This is a genomic window from uncultured Dokdonia sp. (genome assembly GCF_947492535.1).
Lineage (GTDB): Bacteria > Bacteroidota > Bacteroidia > Flavobacteriales > Flavobacteriaceae > Dokdonia.
Genome location: NZ_CANLNH010000014.1, coordinates 15,967 through 33,197, shown reverse-complemented (window position 1 = coordinate 33,197; position 17,231 = coordinate 15,967). Strand labels below are relative to the sequence as shown.

The 17,231-nt window shown below is 35.1% G+C and carries 17 protein-coding genes and 2 tRNA genes; 16 read left to right on the top strand and 3 right to left on the bottom strand.

The window, feature by feature from the left end; genetic code table 11:
- The first annotated feature begins 212 nt into the window (after nucleotides 1-212).
- The 5 genes from yaaA to Q1A60_RS16695 all read left to right on the top strand — a co-directional run bounded on the left by yaaA (nucleotide 213) and on the right by Q1A60_RS16695 (nucleotide 6,801).
- The gene (yaaA, locus tag Q1A60_RS16715; protein WP_299767614.1) at nucleotides 213-977 is read left to right on the top strand and encodes a peroxide stress protein YaaA; all 765 of its coding nucleotides are present in this window, start codon (nucleotides 213-215) and stop codon (nucleotides 975-977) included.
- Between the two features lie 97 nt (nucleotides 978-1,074).
- Nucleotides 1,075-1,803, top strand: a complete 729-nt coding sequence (locus tag Q1A60_RS16710) for a tetratricopeptide repeat protein (protein WP_299767615.1) — start codon at nucleotides 1,075-1,077, stop codon at nucleotides 1,801-1,803.
- A 5-nt stretch (nucleotides 1,804-1,808) separates the two neighbouring features.
- A complete protein-coding gene (locus Q1A60_RS16705; RefSeq protein WP_299767616.1) occupies nucleotides 1,809-2,468 on the top strand; it encodes a uracil-DNA glycosylase family protein in 660 nt (219 codons plus the stop codon).
- 127 nt (nucleotides 2,469-2,595) lie between these two features.
- A complete protein-coding gene (locus Q1A60_RS16700) occupies nucleotides 2,596-4,899 on the top strand; it encodes a T9SS type A sorting domain-containing protein (RefSeq protein WP_299767617.1) in 2,304 nt (767 codons plus the stop codon).
- A gap of 147 nt (nucleotides 4,900-5,046) precedes the next feature.
- The gene (locus tag Q1A60_RS16695; RefSeq protein ID WP_299767618.1) at nucleotides 5,047-6,801 is read left to right on the top strand and encodes a M14 family metallopeptidase; all 1,755 of its coding nucleotides are present in this window, start codon (nucleotides 5,047-5,049) and stop codon (nucleotides 6,799-6,801) included.
- Here Q1A60_RS16695 and Q1A60_RS16690 read toward each other — a convergent pair.
- Nucleotides 6,769-7,392: an NUDIX hydrolase gene (locus tag Q1A60_RS16690; protein WP_299767619.1), complete on the bottom strand. Its 624-nt coding sequence runs from the start codon at nucleotides 7,390-7,392 to the stop codon at nucleotides 6,769-6,771. The two genes, Q1A60_RS16695 and Q1A60_RS16690, sit on opposite strands and share 33 nt — an antisense overlap.
- 7 nt (nucleotides 7,393-7,399) lie before the next feature.
- Here Q1A60_RS16690 and pyrE point away from each other — a divergent pair, with 7 nt between their 5' ends.
- The 6 genes from pyrE to Q1A60_RS16660 all read left to right on the top strand — a co-directional run bounded on the left by pyrE (nucleotide 7,400) and on the right by Q1A60_RS16660 (nucleotide 11,807).
- The gene (pyrE, locus tag Q1A60_RS16685; RefSeq protein WP_299767620.1) at nucleotides 7,400-8,038 is read left to right on the top strand and encodes an orotate phosphoribosyltransferase; all 639 of its coding nucleotides are present in this window, start codon (nucleotides 7,400-7,402) and stop codon (nucleotides 8,036-8,038) included.
- 21 nt (nucleotides 8,039-8,059) lie between these two features.
- A complete protein-coding gene (locus tag Q1A60_RS16680; RefSeq protein WP_299767621.1) occupies nucleotides 8,060-8,455 on the top strand; it encodes an SRPBCC family protein in 396 nt (131 codons plus the stop codon).
- A 113-nt stretch (nucleotides 8,456-8,568) separates the two neighbouring features.
- Nucleotides 8,569-9,414, top strand: coding sequence for a transketolase (locus tag Q1A60_RS16675; RefSeq protein WP_299767622.1), 846 nt, complete (start codon nucleotides 8,569-8,571; stop codon nucleotides 9,412-9,414).
- A gap of 2 nt (nucleotides 9,415-9,416) precedes the next feature.
- On the top strand, nucleotides 9,417-10,136 hold the full coding sequence (locus tag Q1A60_RS16670) for a hypothetical protein (protein ID WP_299767623.1): 720 nt from the start codon (nucleotides 9,417-9,419) through the stop codon (nucleotides 10,134-10,136).
- A complete protein-coding gene (locus Q1A60_RS16665) occupies nucleotides 10,133-11,086 on the top strand; it encodes a transketolase C-terminal domain-containing protein (RefSeq protein WP_299767624.1) in 954 nt (317 codons plus the stop codon). The genes Q1A60_RS16670 and Q1A60_RS16665 overlap by 4 nt, the downstream gene beginning before the upstream one ends.
- Nucleotides 11,087-11,180: 94 nt before the next feature.
- Nucleotides 11,181-11,807 carry an outer membrane beta-barrel protein gene (locus tag Q1A60_RS16660; RefSeq protein WP_299767625.1) on the top strand — a complete coding sequence of 209 codons (627 nt, stop codon included), beginning with the start codon at nucleotides 11,181-11,183 and terminating at the stop codon, nucleotides 11,805-11,807.
- A gap of 96 nt (nucleotides 11,808-11,903) precedes the next feature.
- Here the strand turns inward: Q1A60_RS16660 and Q1A60_RS16655 are convergent, their stop codons facing one another.
- Entirely contained in the window at nucleotides 11,904-12,935 is a 1,032-nt protein-coding gene (locus tag Q1A60_RS16655; protein ID WP_299767626.1) for a hypothetical protein, read from the bottom strand.
- Between the two features lie 89 nt (nucleotides 12,936-13,024).
- Between Q1A60_RS16655 and Q1A60_RS16650 the strand changes: the two genes are divergently transcribed.
- Nucleotides 13,025-13,429 (top strand): RNA-binding S4 domain-containing protein, encoded by a 405-nt coding sequence (locus Q1A60_RS16650; RefSeq protein WP_299767627.1) that lies wholly within the window; start codon nucleotides 13,025-13,027, stop codon nucleotides 13,427-13,429.
- Between the two features lie 29 nt (nucleotides 13,430-13,458).
- The gene (locus Q1A60_RS16645) at nucleotides 13,459-13,962 is read left to right on the top strand and encodes a phosphoribosyltransferase family protein (RefSeq protein ID WP_299767628.1); all 504 of its coding nucleotides are present in this window, start codon (nucleotides 13,459-13,461) and stop codon (nucleotides 13,960-13,962) included.
- Here the strand turns inward: Q1A60_RS16645 and Q1A60_RS16640 are convergent.
- Nucleotides 13,954-14,475, bottom strand: a complete 522-nt coding sequence (locus Q1A60_RS16640) for a shikimate kinase (RefSeq protein ID WP_299767629.1) — start codon at nucleotides 14,473-14,475, stop codon at nucleotides 13,954-13,956. The two genes, Q1A60_RS16645 and Q1A60_RS16640, sit on opposite strands and share 9 nt — an antisense overlap.
- Nucleotides 14,476-14,599: 124 nt before the next feature.
- Between Q1A60_RS16640 and Q1A60_RS16635 the strand changes: the two genes are divergently transcribed.
- The 3 genes from Q1A60_RS16635 (at nucleotide 14,600) to Q1A60_RS16625 (ending at nucleotide 17,144) form a co-directional block, all read left to right on the top strand.
- Nucleotides 14,600-14,672 (top strand) — tRNA-Lys (locus Q1A60_RS16635).
- Between the two features lie 50 nt (nucleotides 14,673-14,722).
- A tRNA-Leu gene (locus Q1A60_RS16630) sits at nucleotides 14,723-14,808 on the top strand.
- Nucleotides 14,809-15,521: 713 nt separating this feature from the next.
- Nucleotides 15,522-17,144, top strand: a complete 1,623-nt coding sequence (locus Q1A60_RS16625; RefSeq protein WP_299767630.1) for a helix-turn-helix domain-containing protein — start codon at nucleotides 15,522-15,524, stop codon at nucleotides 17,142-17,144.
- Nucleotides 17,145-17,231: the final 87 nt, after the last annotated feature.

Below are 17,231 nucleotides of genomic sequence, written 5' to 3'. Positions count from 1 at the left end.
CATAAATCTATAGCTTACCTCTATACCAACCTACATACAATCTATACAATATCGTCTATTTTCAAGCTGAGATTTCTTATTTTTGAAAGGAAGAAAAATCAATAGTAGTTGACTATGAGATCCCGCACAAAAAGCGGGATTAGCTCAACTCATTGTTTTGAATGCGTCTTTCAGACTTTTCAAAGCTAAGTTTTACTAAAAAAATTGAATAGATGAAAATTGTTGTCTCTCCTGCCAAATCCCTAAATCTCGAATCAGAAATTCCAACAACACGCGCGACACAACCTGCATTTTTAGAGCATGCAAGTACGTTGAATGGTGCGCTTTCGCGAAAATCAAAAAAGGCCATTGGAGAGCTCATGCATATCAGTGATAAACTTGCTGAATTGAACAAACAACGTACACTTGACTTTACGACGCCCTTTACATCAGAAAACGCAAGACCTGCGGTGTATACTTTTGATGGTGATGTGTATACAGGTCTTAATGCTTATAGCTTACCTGAAGAAAAATTAGATACACTTCAAAATACCCTACGTATTCTCTCAGGAATGTATGGGATTTTAAAACCCTTAGATTTGATGCAAGCCTACCGCTTGGAAATGGGTACAAAACTAAAAGTAGGGCGTAAAGACAATTTATATAAATACTGGGGAGATACCCTTACCAATCATCTGAATGATGAGCTGGAAGATGATGAATTATTCATTAATCTAGCTAGTAACGAATACTTTAAAGCCATACAACCTAAAAACTTAAAAGTACCTGTGATTACGCCTATTTTTAAGGATTTCAAAAACGATAAGCTCAAAGTGATTTCATTCTTTGCTAAAAAAGCAAGAGGTATGATGGTACGCTATATCATAGATAAAGACATTACTACCTTAGAAGGTTTAAAAGGTTTTGATTATGAAGGCTACGGCTTTAGTGAAGAGCATTCTGACTTAGATAAAAATGAGTTGGTTTTTATTAGATAGTTACCCTACCTTTAAAAAAAATCAAAAGAAATTACTCTTCTTAAAGAAGTAACAAGAATTCAACGATAGTTCGCTACCCTTTCCCTACTTTTGGAGTATGTTATACTATCTTATTATTGGAATTCAGATATATTGCCTATATCATGCTTATACCACACGCAATAAAATCTATTGGTACTTTATCATTCTTTTAGCGCCTGGCCTAGGATCTGCTGTCTATTTGATCACCCAAGTATTTACCCAGAAAGATGTAGCTGTTGTCCAGAAAGAAATTACAGCCGTTATTAATCCCACCAAGAAAGTAAAAGACCTAGAAGCAAAAGTCGCGTTTGCTGACACCTTTCAGAACAGAGTAGACCTCGCCGATGCCTACGCTGAGCTTAGCAATTTTGAAGATGCCATCCTTCATTACAAAAATGCCCTATCGGGAAGTCATAGCCAAGATTACTATGGTACTGCACAGTTACTAAACGCCTATTATCATACAGAAGCCTATGAAGATGTGGTTACTACAGCGCAAATTATTAAAGGCAAATCTGATTTTGAAACTTCTAAAGCACAATTTTTATATGGTCTTTCGCTATCAAAACTAAAAAGAGATGAGGAGGCCGAAATCATTCTAAAAAAAGTCGACAAGCGCTATTCAAATTATGAAGAACGCCTTATGCTAGCTCAGTTTTATAAAAACACTCAGAAAATAGAGGAAGCAAAAGAATTGCTTGAAGAATTAATTGCAGAAGGGGATTATATGACCAAACCCAACAAACAATTGTATAAAACCACGTTTGTGGAGATTCAGAAGTTATACGATACCCTTAGTACCTAAGATAGATGTCTGTTTTTCTCCATACACATCCCTACGAACCTTATAATTTAGAAGGCGCTACTAAAATTATTGTAGGCACCTTACCTCCGCCTAGATTTACAACAGGTGATTTAAACGATAAAGATGTTGACTTTTGCTACGGAAGTAGTAATGGGCAGTTATGGCCTATTTTAGATAAGATATTTAATCTTGGATTGGTGTATGAAAATACACATCACGCTATTGAACAACGTAAACATTTTTTGCTTTCGCGAAAAATAGGCGTGTGTGATATCGTTGCTTCCTCAGAAAGAATCAAAATAGATGCCTCAGATATTGGGATGCAAAACGTTCAATTGCGGGATATTTTTGGATACTTAGCTAAACATCCTAACATCGACACCTTATTATTCACTGGAGGAAATAGCAAGAATGGCCCCGAATACTTTTTTCGCCGAAAGGCAAAAGAGCAAAACATAAAACTAGATATCATCTCAAACGAAGTACCTCGTATTCATTCATTTGCTTGGGCTGGTCGCACGATTAAAACAGTATCTCTTACCGCACCTTCTGGGGCCGCTAATAGAGCTGTGGGAAGTCTAGCACTTTACAAAAAGCTAAAAAATGAAAATCCTGCCTTTACGACTATCGATTTTAGAGTACTACAATACACCCCTTTTTTTTAATACGCTTTTGTTCATTTTTATTGTCAAATAGTCCTTTTTTAGTCTTAAACAAGTACTTCCGTACTACTGTATATCACATATTTAAAAATATTCAGTAGTTTTATCCTACCTAAATCTATTATATATTATGAAAAAAATTACCCTACTTGTTTTTGTGTTATGCTCATATGTTGCTTCCTACGGCCAACTTATGGTAGATGATACAGACACCACTCCTTTTGAAGATATTAGCGCTACGGGTACTGCCCTTGGCCTTACAGATGATGGAGAAGAAAACATTGTCATTCCTTTTGAATTTAATCTAGATGGACAAGTATCTTCAGATCTAAGAATTGGAAATAACGGAGGCATCTTATATGGTGTTACCGAAGGTGACCTATTTGCTGGCAATTTACCATTAGATGGGCAGTCTCCTAGAATTGTTCCTTTTTGGGATGATTTTGATGATGAAACTGGAGATGTTTATTGGGAAGTACGAGGTACAGAACCTGCAAGACGTGTGATTATCCAATGGGAAGACAGACCTCATTTTCCAGGCCAAACAGAAATTGACCCTGCTACATTTCAAGTAGTTCTCTTTGAAACAACAAATGATATCCTTTTTGTATATGAAGATGTTCTTTTTGATGACCCAGATTTTGATAACGGACAAAGTGCAACCATCGGTGTTGTGAGTGAAACTACCGTATATCAATATGCATTTAACGATCCCGTACCGTTAGATGGAATAAGTGCTATACGTTATTCACTAGCTAATGAAACGTTTACAGTATGTGGTCCAACAGGACAGGTAATTGATCCAGATGCATCCAATGATGGAGATACGGTGACTTCTATCATAACCGTTGCAGAAAACGGAACCATAGGCAATGAATTTTCAATAGAAAGCTTAATGCTATCTATTACACACGATTTTGTGGGAGATTTAGATCTTAATTTAACATCCCCTCAAGGAACTACTTTAATATTATCTAATGAAAATGGCGGTAGCGGAAATAATTATACTGATACTGTTTTTCAAGATGGCGGAGATCCAATCAATGCGACTTCCCCCCCTTTTACAGGAACTTTTGAACCACAAGGAGGAACCTTTGCAGATACCTTTATGGGAGAAGAAATCAATGGTGATTGGACCTTAACAATCATAGATGTGTTTAGTAGTAGTGATATGGGAACGCTAGATAACTTCTGTATGACGTTTGTTTCTTTTGCTATTTTATGTCCTGAAGACATTGAAGTGGTTAATAACCCTACGATCGTACCTGTTGCAGTAACCACAACATTCACTCCTGGTTTTAATACAGTACCTGAAGCACTTATAGATGGTTCTGGTCTTTCTGAATTCCCTGATGTAAATGCAACACATGATGACACTTCACCAAATAACTCTTTTGTAAGTGATAATGAAATTACTGGAAGTTTTGATTTTGATTTAGGCGGTACCTTTATACTTAACGGTGTAGCCATATGGAATCAAAATGCAGGTGGTCCAGGCGGTGGTGGAGAAGAAGGTATTAATGAAATTATCTTATCGGCTTCATCGGATGGTGTAAATTATACCGTTATTCCTGATTTTCCTGTTACAGTTGACCAAGTAGTTGAAAATGGCCCAGTAGGTCCTGAACAATTTGGTTTTATCGATACAGAAGCTGCTTTTATACGCTTAGAAGTACTGAGTAATCATGGAGATGATGATACAGGATTTGCAGAAATTGCCTTTGTAGGCACTTCTTGTGATGCTATTGTTATGTTTGATTTCCCGACCGCTACAGGAACACCCAATGCACCTATACAAACTGGAGGTTTAGAAAGTGGTGCTGTATATCCCGCTGGAACTACAACCAACACCTATGAAGTAGCAGGAAATGATGGTTCTATTTTAAGTTGTTCATTTGATGTTACTGTTGTAGATGAAACACAACCATTCTTTATAGGATGTCTTGATGACTTTGAAGTGAACCAAGAAGGAAATGCAACGGTAACACTTGAAGATTTCACAGTATCTATAATAGCTAGCGATAATTGTAGTGAATCTATAACAATTACTCAAGACCCTATAGGAGGAACTATTTTGGATCAAAATACGGTTCAAACTGTTACCATGACAGCAACAGATGCTTCTGGAAATACAGCTATATGTACATTTGACATTACGGTATTGTCGTCTTTAGGTATAGATGACGAAACGTTAAATGATGCTATTAGTATTTACCCAAATCCAGCTAGAGATGTAATTACTCTTACCAATACGGGCAATGAACCTATTACTCAAATTACGATTGTTGATATAAATGGACGTGTGATTCAATCTATTTCTAACAACAGTATCTCTGAGAGACAAATCAATATTTCGACCTATGCCACTGGCGTTTATTTTGTTCAAATTGAGACTGCTACAGCGAGTGCTGTAAAACGTATTATAAAGCAATAAAGGAATACTTCTTTTATCTAAAAATCCCAAGTGTCATTGCTTGGGATTTTTTATGCGATTATTCTAAATCTTATTACAGGCAGCAACGTTAAATTCTTAGAAATAATTATACACATTCCGTATCTTCACAAGATCAATCAACCATTTATGAAATACATATTTTACCTTCTATCTATAGCAGTACTATTCTCTTGTTCAAAGTCTGTAGATAATCCTGATAATATTGACTTTACTACAATTTTTGAAAAAAGCAACGGTACACAAACTCCTACCTATGATGAGGTCATACAGTTTTATCAAGATTTAGACAAGGCCTATGTTTCTATAAAAACGTATGAAGTAGGAACAACCGACATAGGAAAACCTCTAACACTGATCACTTTTAATCCGAATCGCACATTAGAAAGTGAATTTTCAGAAGATCAAGATGTACGTCGTGTTCTTATTAATAACGGTATTCACCCAGGAGAATCTGATGGTATTGATGCTACAATGATGCTTATGCGTGATTTAGCACAAGGAACTATAGAGGCTCCTAAAAACACATGGGTTGGCGCTATCGCTGTGTATAATATAGGAGGCGCACTTAACAGAAATAGTACCTCAAGAACCAATCAAAATGGTCCTGAGAGCTATGGCTTTAGAGGGAATGCAAAAAATTATGACCTCAACCGTGATTTTATAAAAAATGACACGAAAAATTCACAAGCATTTACAGAGATTTTTCATCTTGTAGAACCTGATGTATTTATAGACAATCACGTAAGTAATGGTGCTGATTATCAGTACACACTTACCCATTTATTTACACAGCACAACAAATTAGGAGGTGTATTAGGTGAGTATACGTATCAAGATTTTCAACCAAAATTAGAACAAGATTTAAAATCAAAAGACTGGGACATTACGCCCTATGTTAATGTTTTTAATAGCACACCAGAAAAGGGGTTTAGTCAGTTTATGGATCATCCGAGATATTCTACGGGGTACACAACCTTATGGAATACTATTGGACTCATGGTAGAAACGCATATGCTTAAACCGTATAAACCTCGCGTAGAAGGCACCTATGAGTTGATGAAAAGTGCATTGAAAGTAACGGCTCAGGAGGGAGAGAAGATCAAAGCTTTGCGTAAAGATGCTTTTAACGCTTTCGCGAAAGCGGATACCTACCCACTAGCACACAGCATAGATAGCACACAAACATCTACCTTACAATTTTTAGGATACGAAGGCGAAATGATACCCAGTGAAATCACAGGAAGTCAACGTTTAAAATACAATCGTGAAAAACCCTTTACTAAAGACGTCACGTATTATAACTACTTCAAACCTACCAATGAAGTAAGTATTCCAAAAGCGTATTTCATTCCGAGAGGATATCGAGATATTGTTCTAAAATTACGCGAAAATAAAATCCGATTTAAGCAGTTAAAAAAGGATACTACATTTATGGCAGAGGTATATCATATAGACTCCTATCAAACCTATAGAAATGCGTATGAAGGTCATTATCCACATTATGGAACTCAAGTAAGAAAGACACAAGAAGAAGTGACCATTCCAAGAGATGGATATATGATACTCTTAGAAAAAAATAAAAAAGGACTACGCTATTTACTAGAAACCTTAGAACCAGAAGCCAATGATAGCTTTTTTAACTGGAACTTTTTTGACACCATTCTCCAACAAAAAGAAGGATTCTCACCCTATGTATGGGAAGATAAAGCTTTGGAGTTTTTAAATCAAAATCCAGCTATCAAAGCAGAATTTGAAGCTAAAAAAGCCGCAGAACCTTCCTTTGCACAAAACTGGTATGCACAACTAAGTTGGATTCATAAAAAATCACCTAATTATGAAAAAGCGCACTTACGATATCCGATCGTTAGGATGCTTCGTTAGATATGCTGCTGGAAAAAGAAGTTTGATATTATTATAGGATTTTTCTAATGCCTGTTGTGTTTTTTGAAAGCCTTTCCATTTTACTTTTTTAATACCTTCATTTTCTTGAGGAATTAATTCGCCATCATAATCGGTATACATTTCGTACCAATATGTTTCTTTGAGTCTAAACTTGCCATTGCGCTTAAAGACGTGATATGTTTTTGTGATAAACTTTTTGATTATAACACCAGAAACTCCAGTTTCTTCTTCAACTTCTCGTACAGCACACGTTTTGATATCTTCTCCTTTTTCAATCTTCCCTTTTGGTAAATCCCATTTTCCATTTCTATAAATAAATAGGATTTCTTTTTTGGAATTATATACGAGTCCGCCACCAGCAACGATTACAGGCAATTTCTTTTTTAAAAACTTAAGAAGTTTTTCTTCATTTTTATGATAAAGATTCACATAAATGAGTTCTCCTTTAATCATCTTCTTTATAATTCTCTTCAGCTTTACCTTCTTAAGCGGAATCGATTTATAATTATTCCCAATCTCTTTTTCTGTTGATAGAATTATAGGAATATCATTCACAAAAACTTTATACATTTGCAGTATGATTTTAGACAAAGAAACGGCAAAAAAAACTGCCGAATTATTATTGCAAATTAATGCAATAAAATTACAACCACAAGACCCTTTTACTTGGGCATCTGGATGGAAATCTCCTATTTATTGTGATAATAGAATTACGCTATCATATCCTGCTATACGAAACTATTTACATCAAGAGATGGCAAAACAAGTTGAAGAAATCTATGGCAAACCAGACGCAATAGCTGGTGTAGCTACAGGAGCCATTGGTATTGGTATGCTTGTTGCAGATTATCTAAACCTTCCCTTTGTATACATTCGTCCTGAAGCAAAAAAACATGGACGTCAAAACAAAATAGAAGGGCATTTAGAATCTGGTAGCTCTGTAGTGGTTATAGAAGATTTAATCAGTACTGGCATGAGTAGCCTTAAAGCAGTAGATGCGTTAAAAGAAGCGGGAGCAAATGTAAAAGGGATGCTTGCCATTTTTACTTATGGGTTTGAAAAAAGTGTTGCTGCTTTTAAAGAAGCAAACGTAACGCTACATACACTTAGTGATTATTCACACCTATTAGAGCAAGCTGCAGACACAAAATATATCACAGAAGAAGAACAAACCACATTAGAAAACTGGCGTAAAGATCCAGCAAACTGGGGGTAACACCTAATTAAAAAAAGCCAAATGAATTTAGAAAGTCCAACAAAAGTAGTTGACAAATCTGCCGAAGAAGTATATCAATTTTTAATGAACGTTGAAAATTTTGAAACACTTATGCCAGAAAACACAAAATTTGAAAAGATTAACGACACCCGTTTTCTTTTTGCATTAAAAGGAATGCCCGAAATTGTACTAGACCTTAAAGAGGGGGTTCCACATTCTAAAGTAGTTCTGGGTGCTGCAAGTGATAAATTGCCTTTTACCCTTACGGGAAATATTACTCAGATTGAAGATACGAAGAGTGAAGTTCAATTACATTTTGAAGGAGATTTTAATCCAATGATGTCTATGATGATCAAAGGACCTATCACAAAATTTATTGAAACCTTAGCTACAAATATGGACCGTATTGGTCAATAAAGCATCTAAATTGTTTACTATTTATTGATTTTAGTTGATAACCTCCCAGTATCTGTATAGGCTGTCGGAGGCAAATAAAGTATTTTTGAACATCAAAATAATATAACATTCTAATGGCAGATATTCAAAAGCTCGAAGCACTGGTAACTCAAGTACGTAGAGATATTTTAAGACAAGTACATAAAGTAAACTCTGGTCATCCAGGAGGGTCTTTAGGTTGTGCAGAATTCTTTGTAGCCCTATATCAAGAGATTATGGATCGCAAAGAAGGATTTGATATGAACGGATTAGGAGAAGATCTCTTCTTCTTATCTAACGGTCATATCTCTCCTGTTTTTTATAGTGTTTTAGCACGATCAGGATATTTTCCTGTAGAAGAGCTTAATACATTTAGATTATTAAACTCTCGTTTACAAGGACATCCTACTACACATGAAGGGCTTCCAGGTATTAGAATGGCATCTGGATCTTTAGGACAAGGACTTAGTGTTGCTCTTGGAGCTGCCGAAGCAAAAAAACTAAATGGCTGTGGTCATAAGGTATATGCTTTAATGGGAGATGGAGAATTACAAGAAGGGCAAAACTGGGAAGCTATTATGTATGCTGCGGCAAATAAGATAGACAATGTGATTGCTACTGTAGATCTTAACGGGCAACAAATAGATGGAAGTACAGATGATGTCCTTGCTTTAGGTAGTATGCGTGCAAAGTTTGAAGCTTTTGGATGGACCGTACTAGATATCGAAAAAGGAAATGATATGGCTTCTGTAGTGAAAGGATTACAAGAAGCAAAGAGTCTTAGTGGTCAAGGAAAACCTGTATGTGTTTTGATGCATACCATTATGGGGAACGGAGTTGATTTTATGATGCATACACATGCTTGGCATGGAAAAGCACCTAATGATGAGCAACTAGCTACAGGTCTTGCTCAAAATGCAGAAACTTTAGGAGATTACTAATCATGAGATCACTATATTTAGTAATAGGCTTTCTTTTCTCTATAACACTTTGGGGGCAATCTCAAAGTCATGAATTCACTATGGACTATACTGTTAAGTATCACATAGACAATGCAAAAAAAGGAGTTAAAGATACGATTACCATTGGATTTGAAAAAAATGGAAAATATATCTGGTCTAATTACAAAGGATTAGCAGCAGAGTTTGCTTCTGAGGTTATGCCTGGGCTTGGTTCTATTCCGGAAGGTGCTTCTAATTTTGTGTATGCAAGTGAAAGTAATAAATTCTACATGGCTGTATTTCTAGGTCCTCTTAATATGATGATGGATATGGATATTGCTATAGCTATGCAAGGAACCTTTTCAGAAGATGATAAGTTTAATGAAAAAATAGTATTAGAATCTAGGCAAACTTCAAACATGTTTAGCTTTAATGGCGGGAAGTATCCCACATATGAAGTATATGCAGATGTAGAACCAGATAGTGCAATGACATTTGCTGTAGATGAATCTAAAGAAATGAATAACTCAGCCTTACTTATGAGTTTTATTCAATTAATGATTTCTGCTACAGATAGCTCTGGAGATATACAAGGAGAATTACCAGAAGGGATCATCCTAGCAATTATGGATAGTGATAAACGTCCTTTACTTGAAGCCATTGATGTAGATACAAAACCTCGAAAAATAAGCCTAAATAACAGCTTTAAAATATCAGAATGAAAACATACGAAAACACAGGAAATAAGGATACCCGATCAGGATTTGGTGCAGGTCTAGAAGTACTAGGAAAAACCAATGAAGATGTAGTAGCTCTTTGCGCAGATCTTACAGGATCTCTAAAAATGGATGCCTTTAAAGCAAATCATCCAGAACGTTTCTTTCAAGTAGGTATTGCCGAAGCAAATATGATTGGGCTTGCTGCTGGAATGACGATAGGAGGTAAAATTCCTTTTACAGGAACTTTTGCCAACTTTTCAACAGGTCGTGTCTATGATCAAATACGTCAAAGTGTTGCCTATTCTGGAAAGAATGTGAAAATCTGTGCTTCTCACGCAGGATTAACGCTTGGAGAAGATGGTGCTACACATCAGATTTTAGAAGATGTAGGACTTATGAAAATGCTTCCAGGTATGACGGTGATAAACACCTGTGATTATAACCAGACCAAGGCAGCTACTATTGCTATTGCTGCACATAATGGCCCTGTATATTTACGTTTTGGACGTCCAAAAGTAGCAAACTTCACTCCAGAAGATCAAAGTTTTCAAATTGGAAAAGCAGTACACTTACAAGAAGGAAGTGATGTAACTATCGTTGCAACGGGACATCTCGTATGGGAAGCACTAGAAGCTGCAAAAGAATTACATGAAGCAGGAATCTCTGCCGAAGTTATTAATATACATACCATAAAGCCGTTAGATGATGAAGCCATTATTGCATCTGTAAAAAAGACAGGCTGTGTTGTCACTGCCGAAGAGCATAATTTCTTAGGAGGATTGGGAGAAAGTGTTGCAAGAACACTAGCAACGTCACATCCAACGCCACAAGAGTTTGTTGCGACACAAGATACCTTTGGAGAAAGTGGAACACCTGCCCAGCTTATGGAGAAGTACGGACTTAATGCCGCTGCTATTGTAAAAGCTTCAAAGAAAGTAATCACAAGAAAATAAAGATCGTACTTTTACGTTTTTGTAATATATTGTAAGGCAGAGTGTAACATTCTGCCTTTATTTTTGTCATTCATTCAAACACTAAAACTCAATTATGAAAAAACTAATGATTCTGATACTGTTTGTATCATCCGTAACTGCTTTTGGGCAAAGTGCGCAATTTGGACTCAAAGGAGGACTTAACTATGGATCTACTGGAGGATTAGACACTTTCTCCGCATTTGCAGATGGCTTTTCGATAGATGGAGATGATAAAGTAGGTTTCCATTTAGGATTGTACTCTAAATTTAAACTTCTAGGAATTTTTGTACAACCAGAAATCGTATATACACGTTTAAATACTGAATATAGTCAAAACGGAACGAGTGCTGATTATAACTTTTCTAAAATAGACATTCCTTTATTAGTGGGTCTTGATATTGCAGGTCCATTAAATATTAAAGCAGGTCCTTCATTTCAATTAGTCCTTAATAATGATCTAGATGGATTAGGAGTAGCTATAGAAGATCCTGAAAACTCATTTACTATAGGATATCAATTAGGAGCTGGAGTTCAATTAGGAAGGCTTGGCATTGATTTGCGTTATGAGGGCGCTTTTCAAGATAACGATGCGGTTTCAGATGCAAATGTTCAAGACTTTGGATTTGTCATAGATTCCAGACCTTCTCAGTGGATTTTAAGTCTATCTTATCAACTAAAAGGTAACGGAGATAAGAAGTAAATATATTTCTTTCATCATAACCATATAAAAAAAATGGCAACTCAGTGAGTTGCCATTTTTGTTTTTATACATATACGCTTTCGCGAAAGCGGGCTATTAACTATCCGAATCTAAATAATCAGGTGTACCATCACCATCTGTATCTGGATAGGTAATTTCGCCTGTATTAAAATTAATAGTGATCTCATCTACTGTATCAATACCATCACCATCATCATCTGTATCTAAATGATCAAATGTACCATCATTATCTGTATCAATAAGGCCTAAGAAGTTTCCTTCATCATCACGCATAGTTTCTAAACGCGTCGTCACCCCATCATTATCATCGTCTGGATCATTAAAGTTTGCTTGTACATCACCGTCTGTATTATCTATATCGTCAAATAAGAATCCATTCCCATCTATATCTTCGTCTATTGTAAGGATACCATCACCATCATGATCGGTCACGATACTGGCATATAAAGAAAATGTAAATACAAGGGATGAATATATACCAATATCACTATTTGGTGGTTGCGCAAAATATCCTAATCCGCTGGGAATAAATACAGCACCTACACCATAATCAGGCACTCCGTCTTCATCTATGTATTCAACAGAACCATCATCTTGAACAGTAGGTCCTGAAGCACTTCCTCTAGCACCTTCTATTCCATTTGCAAAACCATCAATAGTCGCAGGAAGATTAAACCATATAGGATTGGTAGCACCATCAAATACATTACTTCCAATGTTTTCTCCTCTGTAAGTCACAAATGTAGAATCTACTTGTGAGGTAGGAGCCCCTGTTCCTTCTCTAGCTGTTAAAATGTATAAGGTATTACTGGCTTCAAAACGATCATATGTTTTGGATTCTACTTGTTGTATAAGAGGTGTTTTATCTGCATTATTACCAGCTATGGTATCAAAACGAATTTCATAATCGAAATTTTCTGGTGGGTTTGCAAACTCTTCATAATTGTAAAAATGCGTTTCTAGATATTCTCTAATAAAAGCATCGTCTGTTATAGATTGTTCTCCCCTATCTCTAAAAGGGATCGCTTCTGGTGTATTGTCATCTTCTCCACAGGAAATAAATAAAACCAATACCGCTAGTACGCTTAGATAATTTTTAAAAGTCATAAAATTCTTTTTCGAGGGTGCAAGATACAATTTTGACGTATTTTTGACCATATAATTACATAGATTAACGTGCTTTTAAGCATTTTTATATGAGAGTCGATAAATATTTATGGTGTATCCGTTATTTTAAGACACGATCTATTGCTACCAATGCCTGTAAAAAAGGACAAGTAAAGGTAAATGACAAGGTTGTAAAACCTTCTAGAGATGTCTATCCTACTGATACGATTAGCGTGCGTAAGAATCAAGTAGTCTACATGTTAGAAGTATTAGACCTACCCACAAGCAGACTTGGAGCTAAATTGGTTGACATCTACAGAAAGGATACAACACCTAAAGAAAATTTAGAGAAATTAGATTTATTAAAATATTCTAAGGATTACTACAGAAAAAAAGGTACTGGACGTCCTACGAAAAAAGATCGTAGAGATATAGACGAAATCTATGAGAATGATGATTTTTTCACCGATATTAGTGATGGTGAAGAAGAATAATGTTTTAGGAATGTACTAATAAAACAATTATGAAAGTAAAACTTGACAAAATACTAGATCATAAAGCTATTCAACATAAAATACGCCGTATTGCATATCAGATATATGAAAGTAATGTAAACGAAGAAGAAATCATTTTAGCAGGTATTGCTGACAATGGGTATAAGTTTGCCGAACGTCTTCAGGTTACTCTTGAAGAAATTGCAAGCTTTAAAACCATTTTATGTAAAGTTACCATGAATAAGCAAGATCCATTAGGCACTGTTAAGACAAGCCTTACAAAAGAAGAATACGCACATAAATCTATTGTCCTTATAGACGATGTGTTGAACTCTGGCACAACTCTTATCTATGGAGTGCAACATTTTTTAAATGTGCCTCTAAAACGCTTTAAAACAGCTGTGCTTGTAAACAGAAATCATAAGAAGTATCCCGTAAAAGCTGATTTTAAAGGAATCTCATTAAGCACTTCCCTTAATGAATCTGTAAAGGTGATGTTTAGGAAAGGAAATGATATGGCTGTCTTAGAATAAGGTCGCTACAATTTCTTCTACAATTGCTGCTTCTGTTTGTTCTTGTACTTTAATCACTTTAGAGGCTTGATTGTAATAGAATCCTCTTTCAAAAAGATGTTTCCTTACAAACTCTTCTAGTTCTTCTTTAGATTGTTGCCCTGCAATGACAGGTCGTTCTGATTTTGCTTCCCACAATCTATCTGTGAGTTGTGATACGGGTACATTTAAATAGATAGACGTTACACCACTCTCTTTTATCTCCTGTAAGTTACTTCCGTAACAAGGGGTTCCGCCTCCTAAGGCGACTATTTTTTTAGTATTGGTTTCTTGTAATATCTCTTTTAGATATAGTGCTTCTTTTTTTCTGAAGTAAATTTCGCCTTTAGATTCAAAAATTTCTGAGATAGACATCTTTTCTCTTTCGGTAATAAATTGATCATAATCTACAAAATCATATCCTATATGTTTTGCTAATTGCTGACCTATAGTGGTTTTTCCCGACCCCATATATCCCATCAAATATATATCCATGTGCTATTTTTTGTATTGAGATGCAAAGGTATTGTCAAAAGATGAAAAAAATGTAAAATTTATTTTAAAAAGGCTTTGATATATAAATTAATTGGCTGTATATTTGCACCCGCATTCAGGAAAAGACCTGGTAGCTCAGTTGGTAGAGCATCTCCCTTTTAAGGAGAGGGTCCTGGGTTCGAGCCCCAGCCAGGTCACAAAAAGTCGTCGCATAATGCACGACTTTTTTACTTTTATACACCTACCTACCCGAGTGCTGGAATTGGTAGACAGGCACGGTTGAGGGCCGTGTGCACTAGTTGCGTGTGGGTTCAAGTCCCATCTCGGGTACCACTAATGGCTAATCAATATATGGTTGGTCATTTTTTATTTCCTGAAATAAGCAACTAGTATTAGTTAGGGTGGTTTAAAATAATCGAGACTTCGGTACTTTTTTAGCTTTAAAGCAAAAAAACACTCAGTCACCTTACTGTATCATTTTAATAAATAGATTTTTCAAACACCCTGTCACGACTCCCAAAAGTCCCATCTCGGGTACCACTAATGACTAATCAGTATATGGTTGGTCATTTTTTATTTCCTAAAATAAGCAACTAGTATTAGTTAGGGTGGTTTAAAATAATCGATACTTCGATACTTTTTTCGCTTGAAGCGAAAAACACTCAGTCACCTTACTGTATCATTTTAATAAATAGATTTTTCAAACACCCTGTCACGACTCCCAAAAGTCCCATCTCGGGCACCACTAATGGCTAATCAATATATGATTGGTCATTTTTTACTTCCTAAAAACATAACAAACCACTAGATATAATTAGAATAGTACTTCTAATCTCCAAAATTGAGAAGTTTTCATCTGTACATTTTGTTCAATTCTATTTTGTTATGACATCGACACAAAGCAGTGCTGTTTATGTATCTTTTTCTTAAAACAGTATTACTATTAAAATTTTAATGTATCATTATACGCTTTCGCGAAAGCGTACCCATCTTTTTAAAAAATAAAAAAGTTACTTTTGTTATTCATATATGCAGGTCCCCCTAAAATGAATAAAGTAGTTGTTTTTTGTATTTTACTTTTATGCACGCCCTTTTACATAAATGCACAAGTAAATGACAGTAAAATAGATCTCTCCTCTCCTACTAATGGTCAGGAAGAAGCGGCTAGATACTCTAGATTATTACAGGAATACTATAAAAATGGCGACTACGAATTACATAAAGTATATAGCGACTCCTTATTATTAATTTCAGAATTATATGGAATTAATGACATGGGTATTTTGGCACTTAATAGTCAGGCGATTTATTATAAGAACAGAAGTAATCGGCAAAAAGCTATTGAGATTTACCATCAAGCATTAGAAAAATGTGAATTGGTTGCTAATAATCAAGGTCCAAAGGCTATGATTCTTGTTAATATGGGGAATCTCTACACCGATATTGGTGCTTATGAGAAGTCTATCAAAGCAATGGATGAATTATTGGTAGTTACAGATACCATCCGAAGTTTTTCAAGAATAAAAGCGGCTGCTTTAGTAGGCCAATCTACAAATTACATAGAGCTTAATGAATATGAAAAAGGACTACGGTTTGCTGAGCGCGCTATTGCTTTAGGGGAATATATGAAAGATGAAGAAGTAGTTGCTACTTCTTTAAATAATATAAGTGATATTTATATAAGCCTTAAAGATTATAAAAGTGCTCTAGAAACTACCGAAAAAGGACTACAATTACCACATATACAGAAGCCTACTAAAAAACGGGCTTGGCTCCTATTTAATAACGGGGTCGCAAATTACCATTTATCTAATATCGATCTTTCATTGCAACGTTTTAAAGAGTCATTAACACTAGCTGAAAACAAAAATCTCAATGAGATTGCAATGTACAGTTATGAATATTTAGCTAAAGTATATGAAAAGAAAAAAAACTTTAAAGCTTCTTACGAAGCTCAAAAGGAGTATACACGCATCAGAGATTTGATACAAGGTGATAATCAAGAAGCAACCATTGTAGATCTTTCTAAAGATATTTCTAAAAATGAAGAAATAGTAGAAGCCACTGAAAAGGCAGTAGTTTCTGCAGCAGAGAATAAAAAACAATTAATCTTCGTTGGAAGTCTTACTGTATTATTTCTACTTATTACATTGTTTTTTTATATCAAAAAGAAAAAGCGTATTGAAGTAGAGAAAAATGATCTTCAAGAGAAATATGCCATATTAAAACAAGCAATAAAAGAAAAACAAACAACATCTGAAATTCCTATAGAAAAAACAACTTCAATAACAGAAGAACAGCCTTATAAAAACTCTTCGTTAACAACTGCTGATAGAGAAAGATATAAAGAACGTATTATCACATTAATGAAAACTGAAAAGCCCTATTTAGATCCTAATTTGAGATTGGGTGAATTGGCTTCAAAATTAGAAATGAGCACTTCGCATTTTTCGGAGGTTTTACATTATTCCTTTAAAGAAAACTTCTATAATTTTATTAATTTTTATCGTGTTTTAGAAGCACAAGAATTAATGAAACAACCACAATATAAAACTGCAAAAATTATTGCTATTGCATTTGATTCTGGGTTTAAAAGTAAAACTACATTTAATAGAGTATTTAAAAATTATACTGGACAAACGCCTTCAGAATATAGAAAAACCTTATAAGTAGTAGTGTTTTCCTATCAAAAGAGGTTCCATTCCATTGAATGGAACCTCTTTTGATTATATAAGGTCAGAACTTTAAATATAAAT

What these genes read in the sequence shown, in the direction of transcription:
- yaaA (WP_299767614.1), top strand. Translation starts at nt 213, where the DNA reads ATGAAAATTGTTGTCTCTCCTGCCAAATCCCTAAATCTCGAATCAGAA.
- Q1A60_RS16710 (WP_299767615.1), top strand. Translation starts at nt 1,075, where the DNA reads ATGTTATACTATCTTATTATTGGAATTCAGATATATTGCCTATATCAT.
- Q1A60_RS16705 (WP_299767616.1), top strand. Translation starts at nt 1,809, where the DNA reads ATGTCTGTTTTTCTCCATACACATCCCTACGAACCTTATAATTTAGAA.
- Q1A60_RS16700 (WP_299767617.1), top strand. Translation starts at nt 2,596, where the DNA reads ATGAAAAAAATTACCCTACTTGTTTTTGTGTTATGCTCATATGTTGCT.
- Q1A60_RS16695 (WP_299767618.1), top strand. Translation starts at nt 5,047, where the DNA reads ATGAAATACATATTTTACCTTCTATCTATAGCAGTACTATTCTCTTGT.
- Q1A60_RS16690 (WP_299767619.1), bottom strand. Translation starts at nt 7,392, where the DNA reads ATGTATAAAGTTTTTGTGAATGATATTCCTATAATTCTATCAACAGAA.
- pyrE (WP_299767620.1), top strand. Translation starts at nt 7,400, where the DNA reads ATGATTTTAGACAAAGAAACGGCAAAAAAAACTGCCGAATTATTATTG.
- Q1A60_RS16680 (WP_299767621.1), top strand. Translation starts at nt 8,060, where the DNA reads ATGAATTTAGAAAGTCCAACAAAAGTAGTTGACAAATCTGCCGAAGAA.
- Q1A60_RS16675 (WP_299767622.1), top strand. Translation starts at nt 8,569, where the DNA reads ATGGCAGATATTCAAAAGCTCGAAGCACTGGTAACTCAAGTACGTAGA.
- Q1A60_RS16670 (WP_299767623.1), top strand. Translation starts at nt 9,417, where the DNA reads ATGAGATCACTATATTTAGTAATAGGCTTTCTTTTCTCTATAACACTT.
- Q1A60_RS16665 (WP_299767624.1), top strand. Translation starts at nt 10,133, where the DNA reads ATGAAAACATACGAAAACACAGGAAATAAGGATACCCGATCAGGATTT.
- Q1A60_RS16660 (WP_299767625.1), top strand. Translation starts at nt 11,181, where the DNA reads ATGAAAAAACTAATGATTCTGATACTGTTTGTATCATCCGTAACTGCT.
- Q1A60_RS16655 (WP_299767626.1), bottom strand. Translation starts at nt 12,935, where the DNA reads ATGACTTTTAAAAATTATCTAAGCGTACTAGCGGTATTGGTTTTATTT.
- Q1A60_RS16650 (WP_299767627.1), top strand. Translation starts at nt 13,025, where the DNA reads ATGAGAGTCGATAAATATTTATGGTGTATCCGTTATTTTAAGACACGA.
- Q1A60_RS16645 (WP_299767628.1), top strand. Translation starts at nt 13,459, where the DNA reads ATGAAAGTAAAACTTGACAAAATACTAGATCATAAAGCTATTCAACAT.
- Q1A60_RS16640 (WP_299767629.1), bottom strand. Translation starts at nt 14,475, where the DNA reads ATGGATATATATTTGATGGGATATATGGGGTCGGGAAAAACCACTATA.
- Q1A60_RS16625 (WP_299767630.1), top strand. Translation starts at nt 15,522, where the DNA reads ATGAATAAAGTAGTTGTTTTTTGTATTTTACTTTTATGCACGCCCTTT.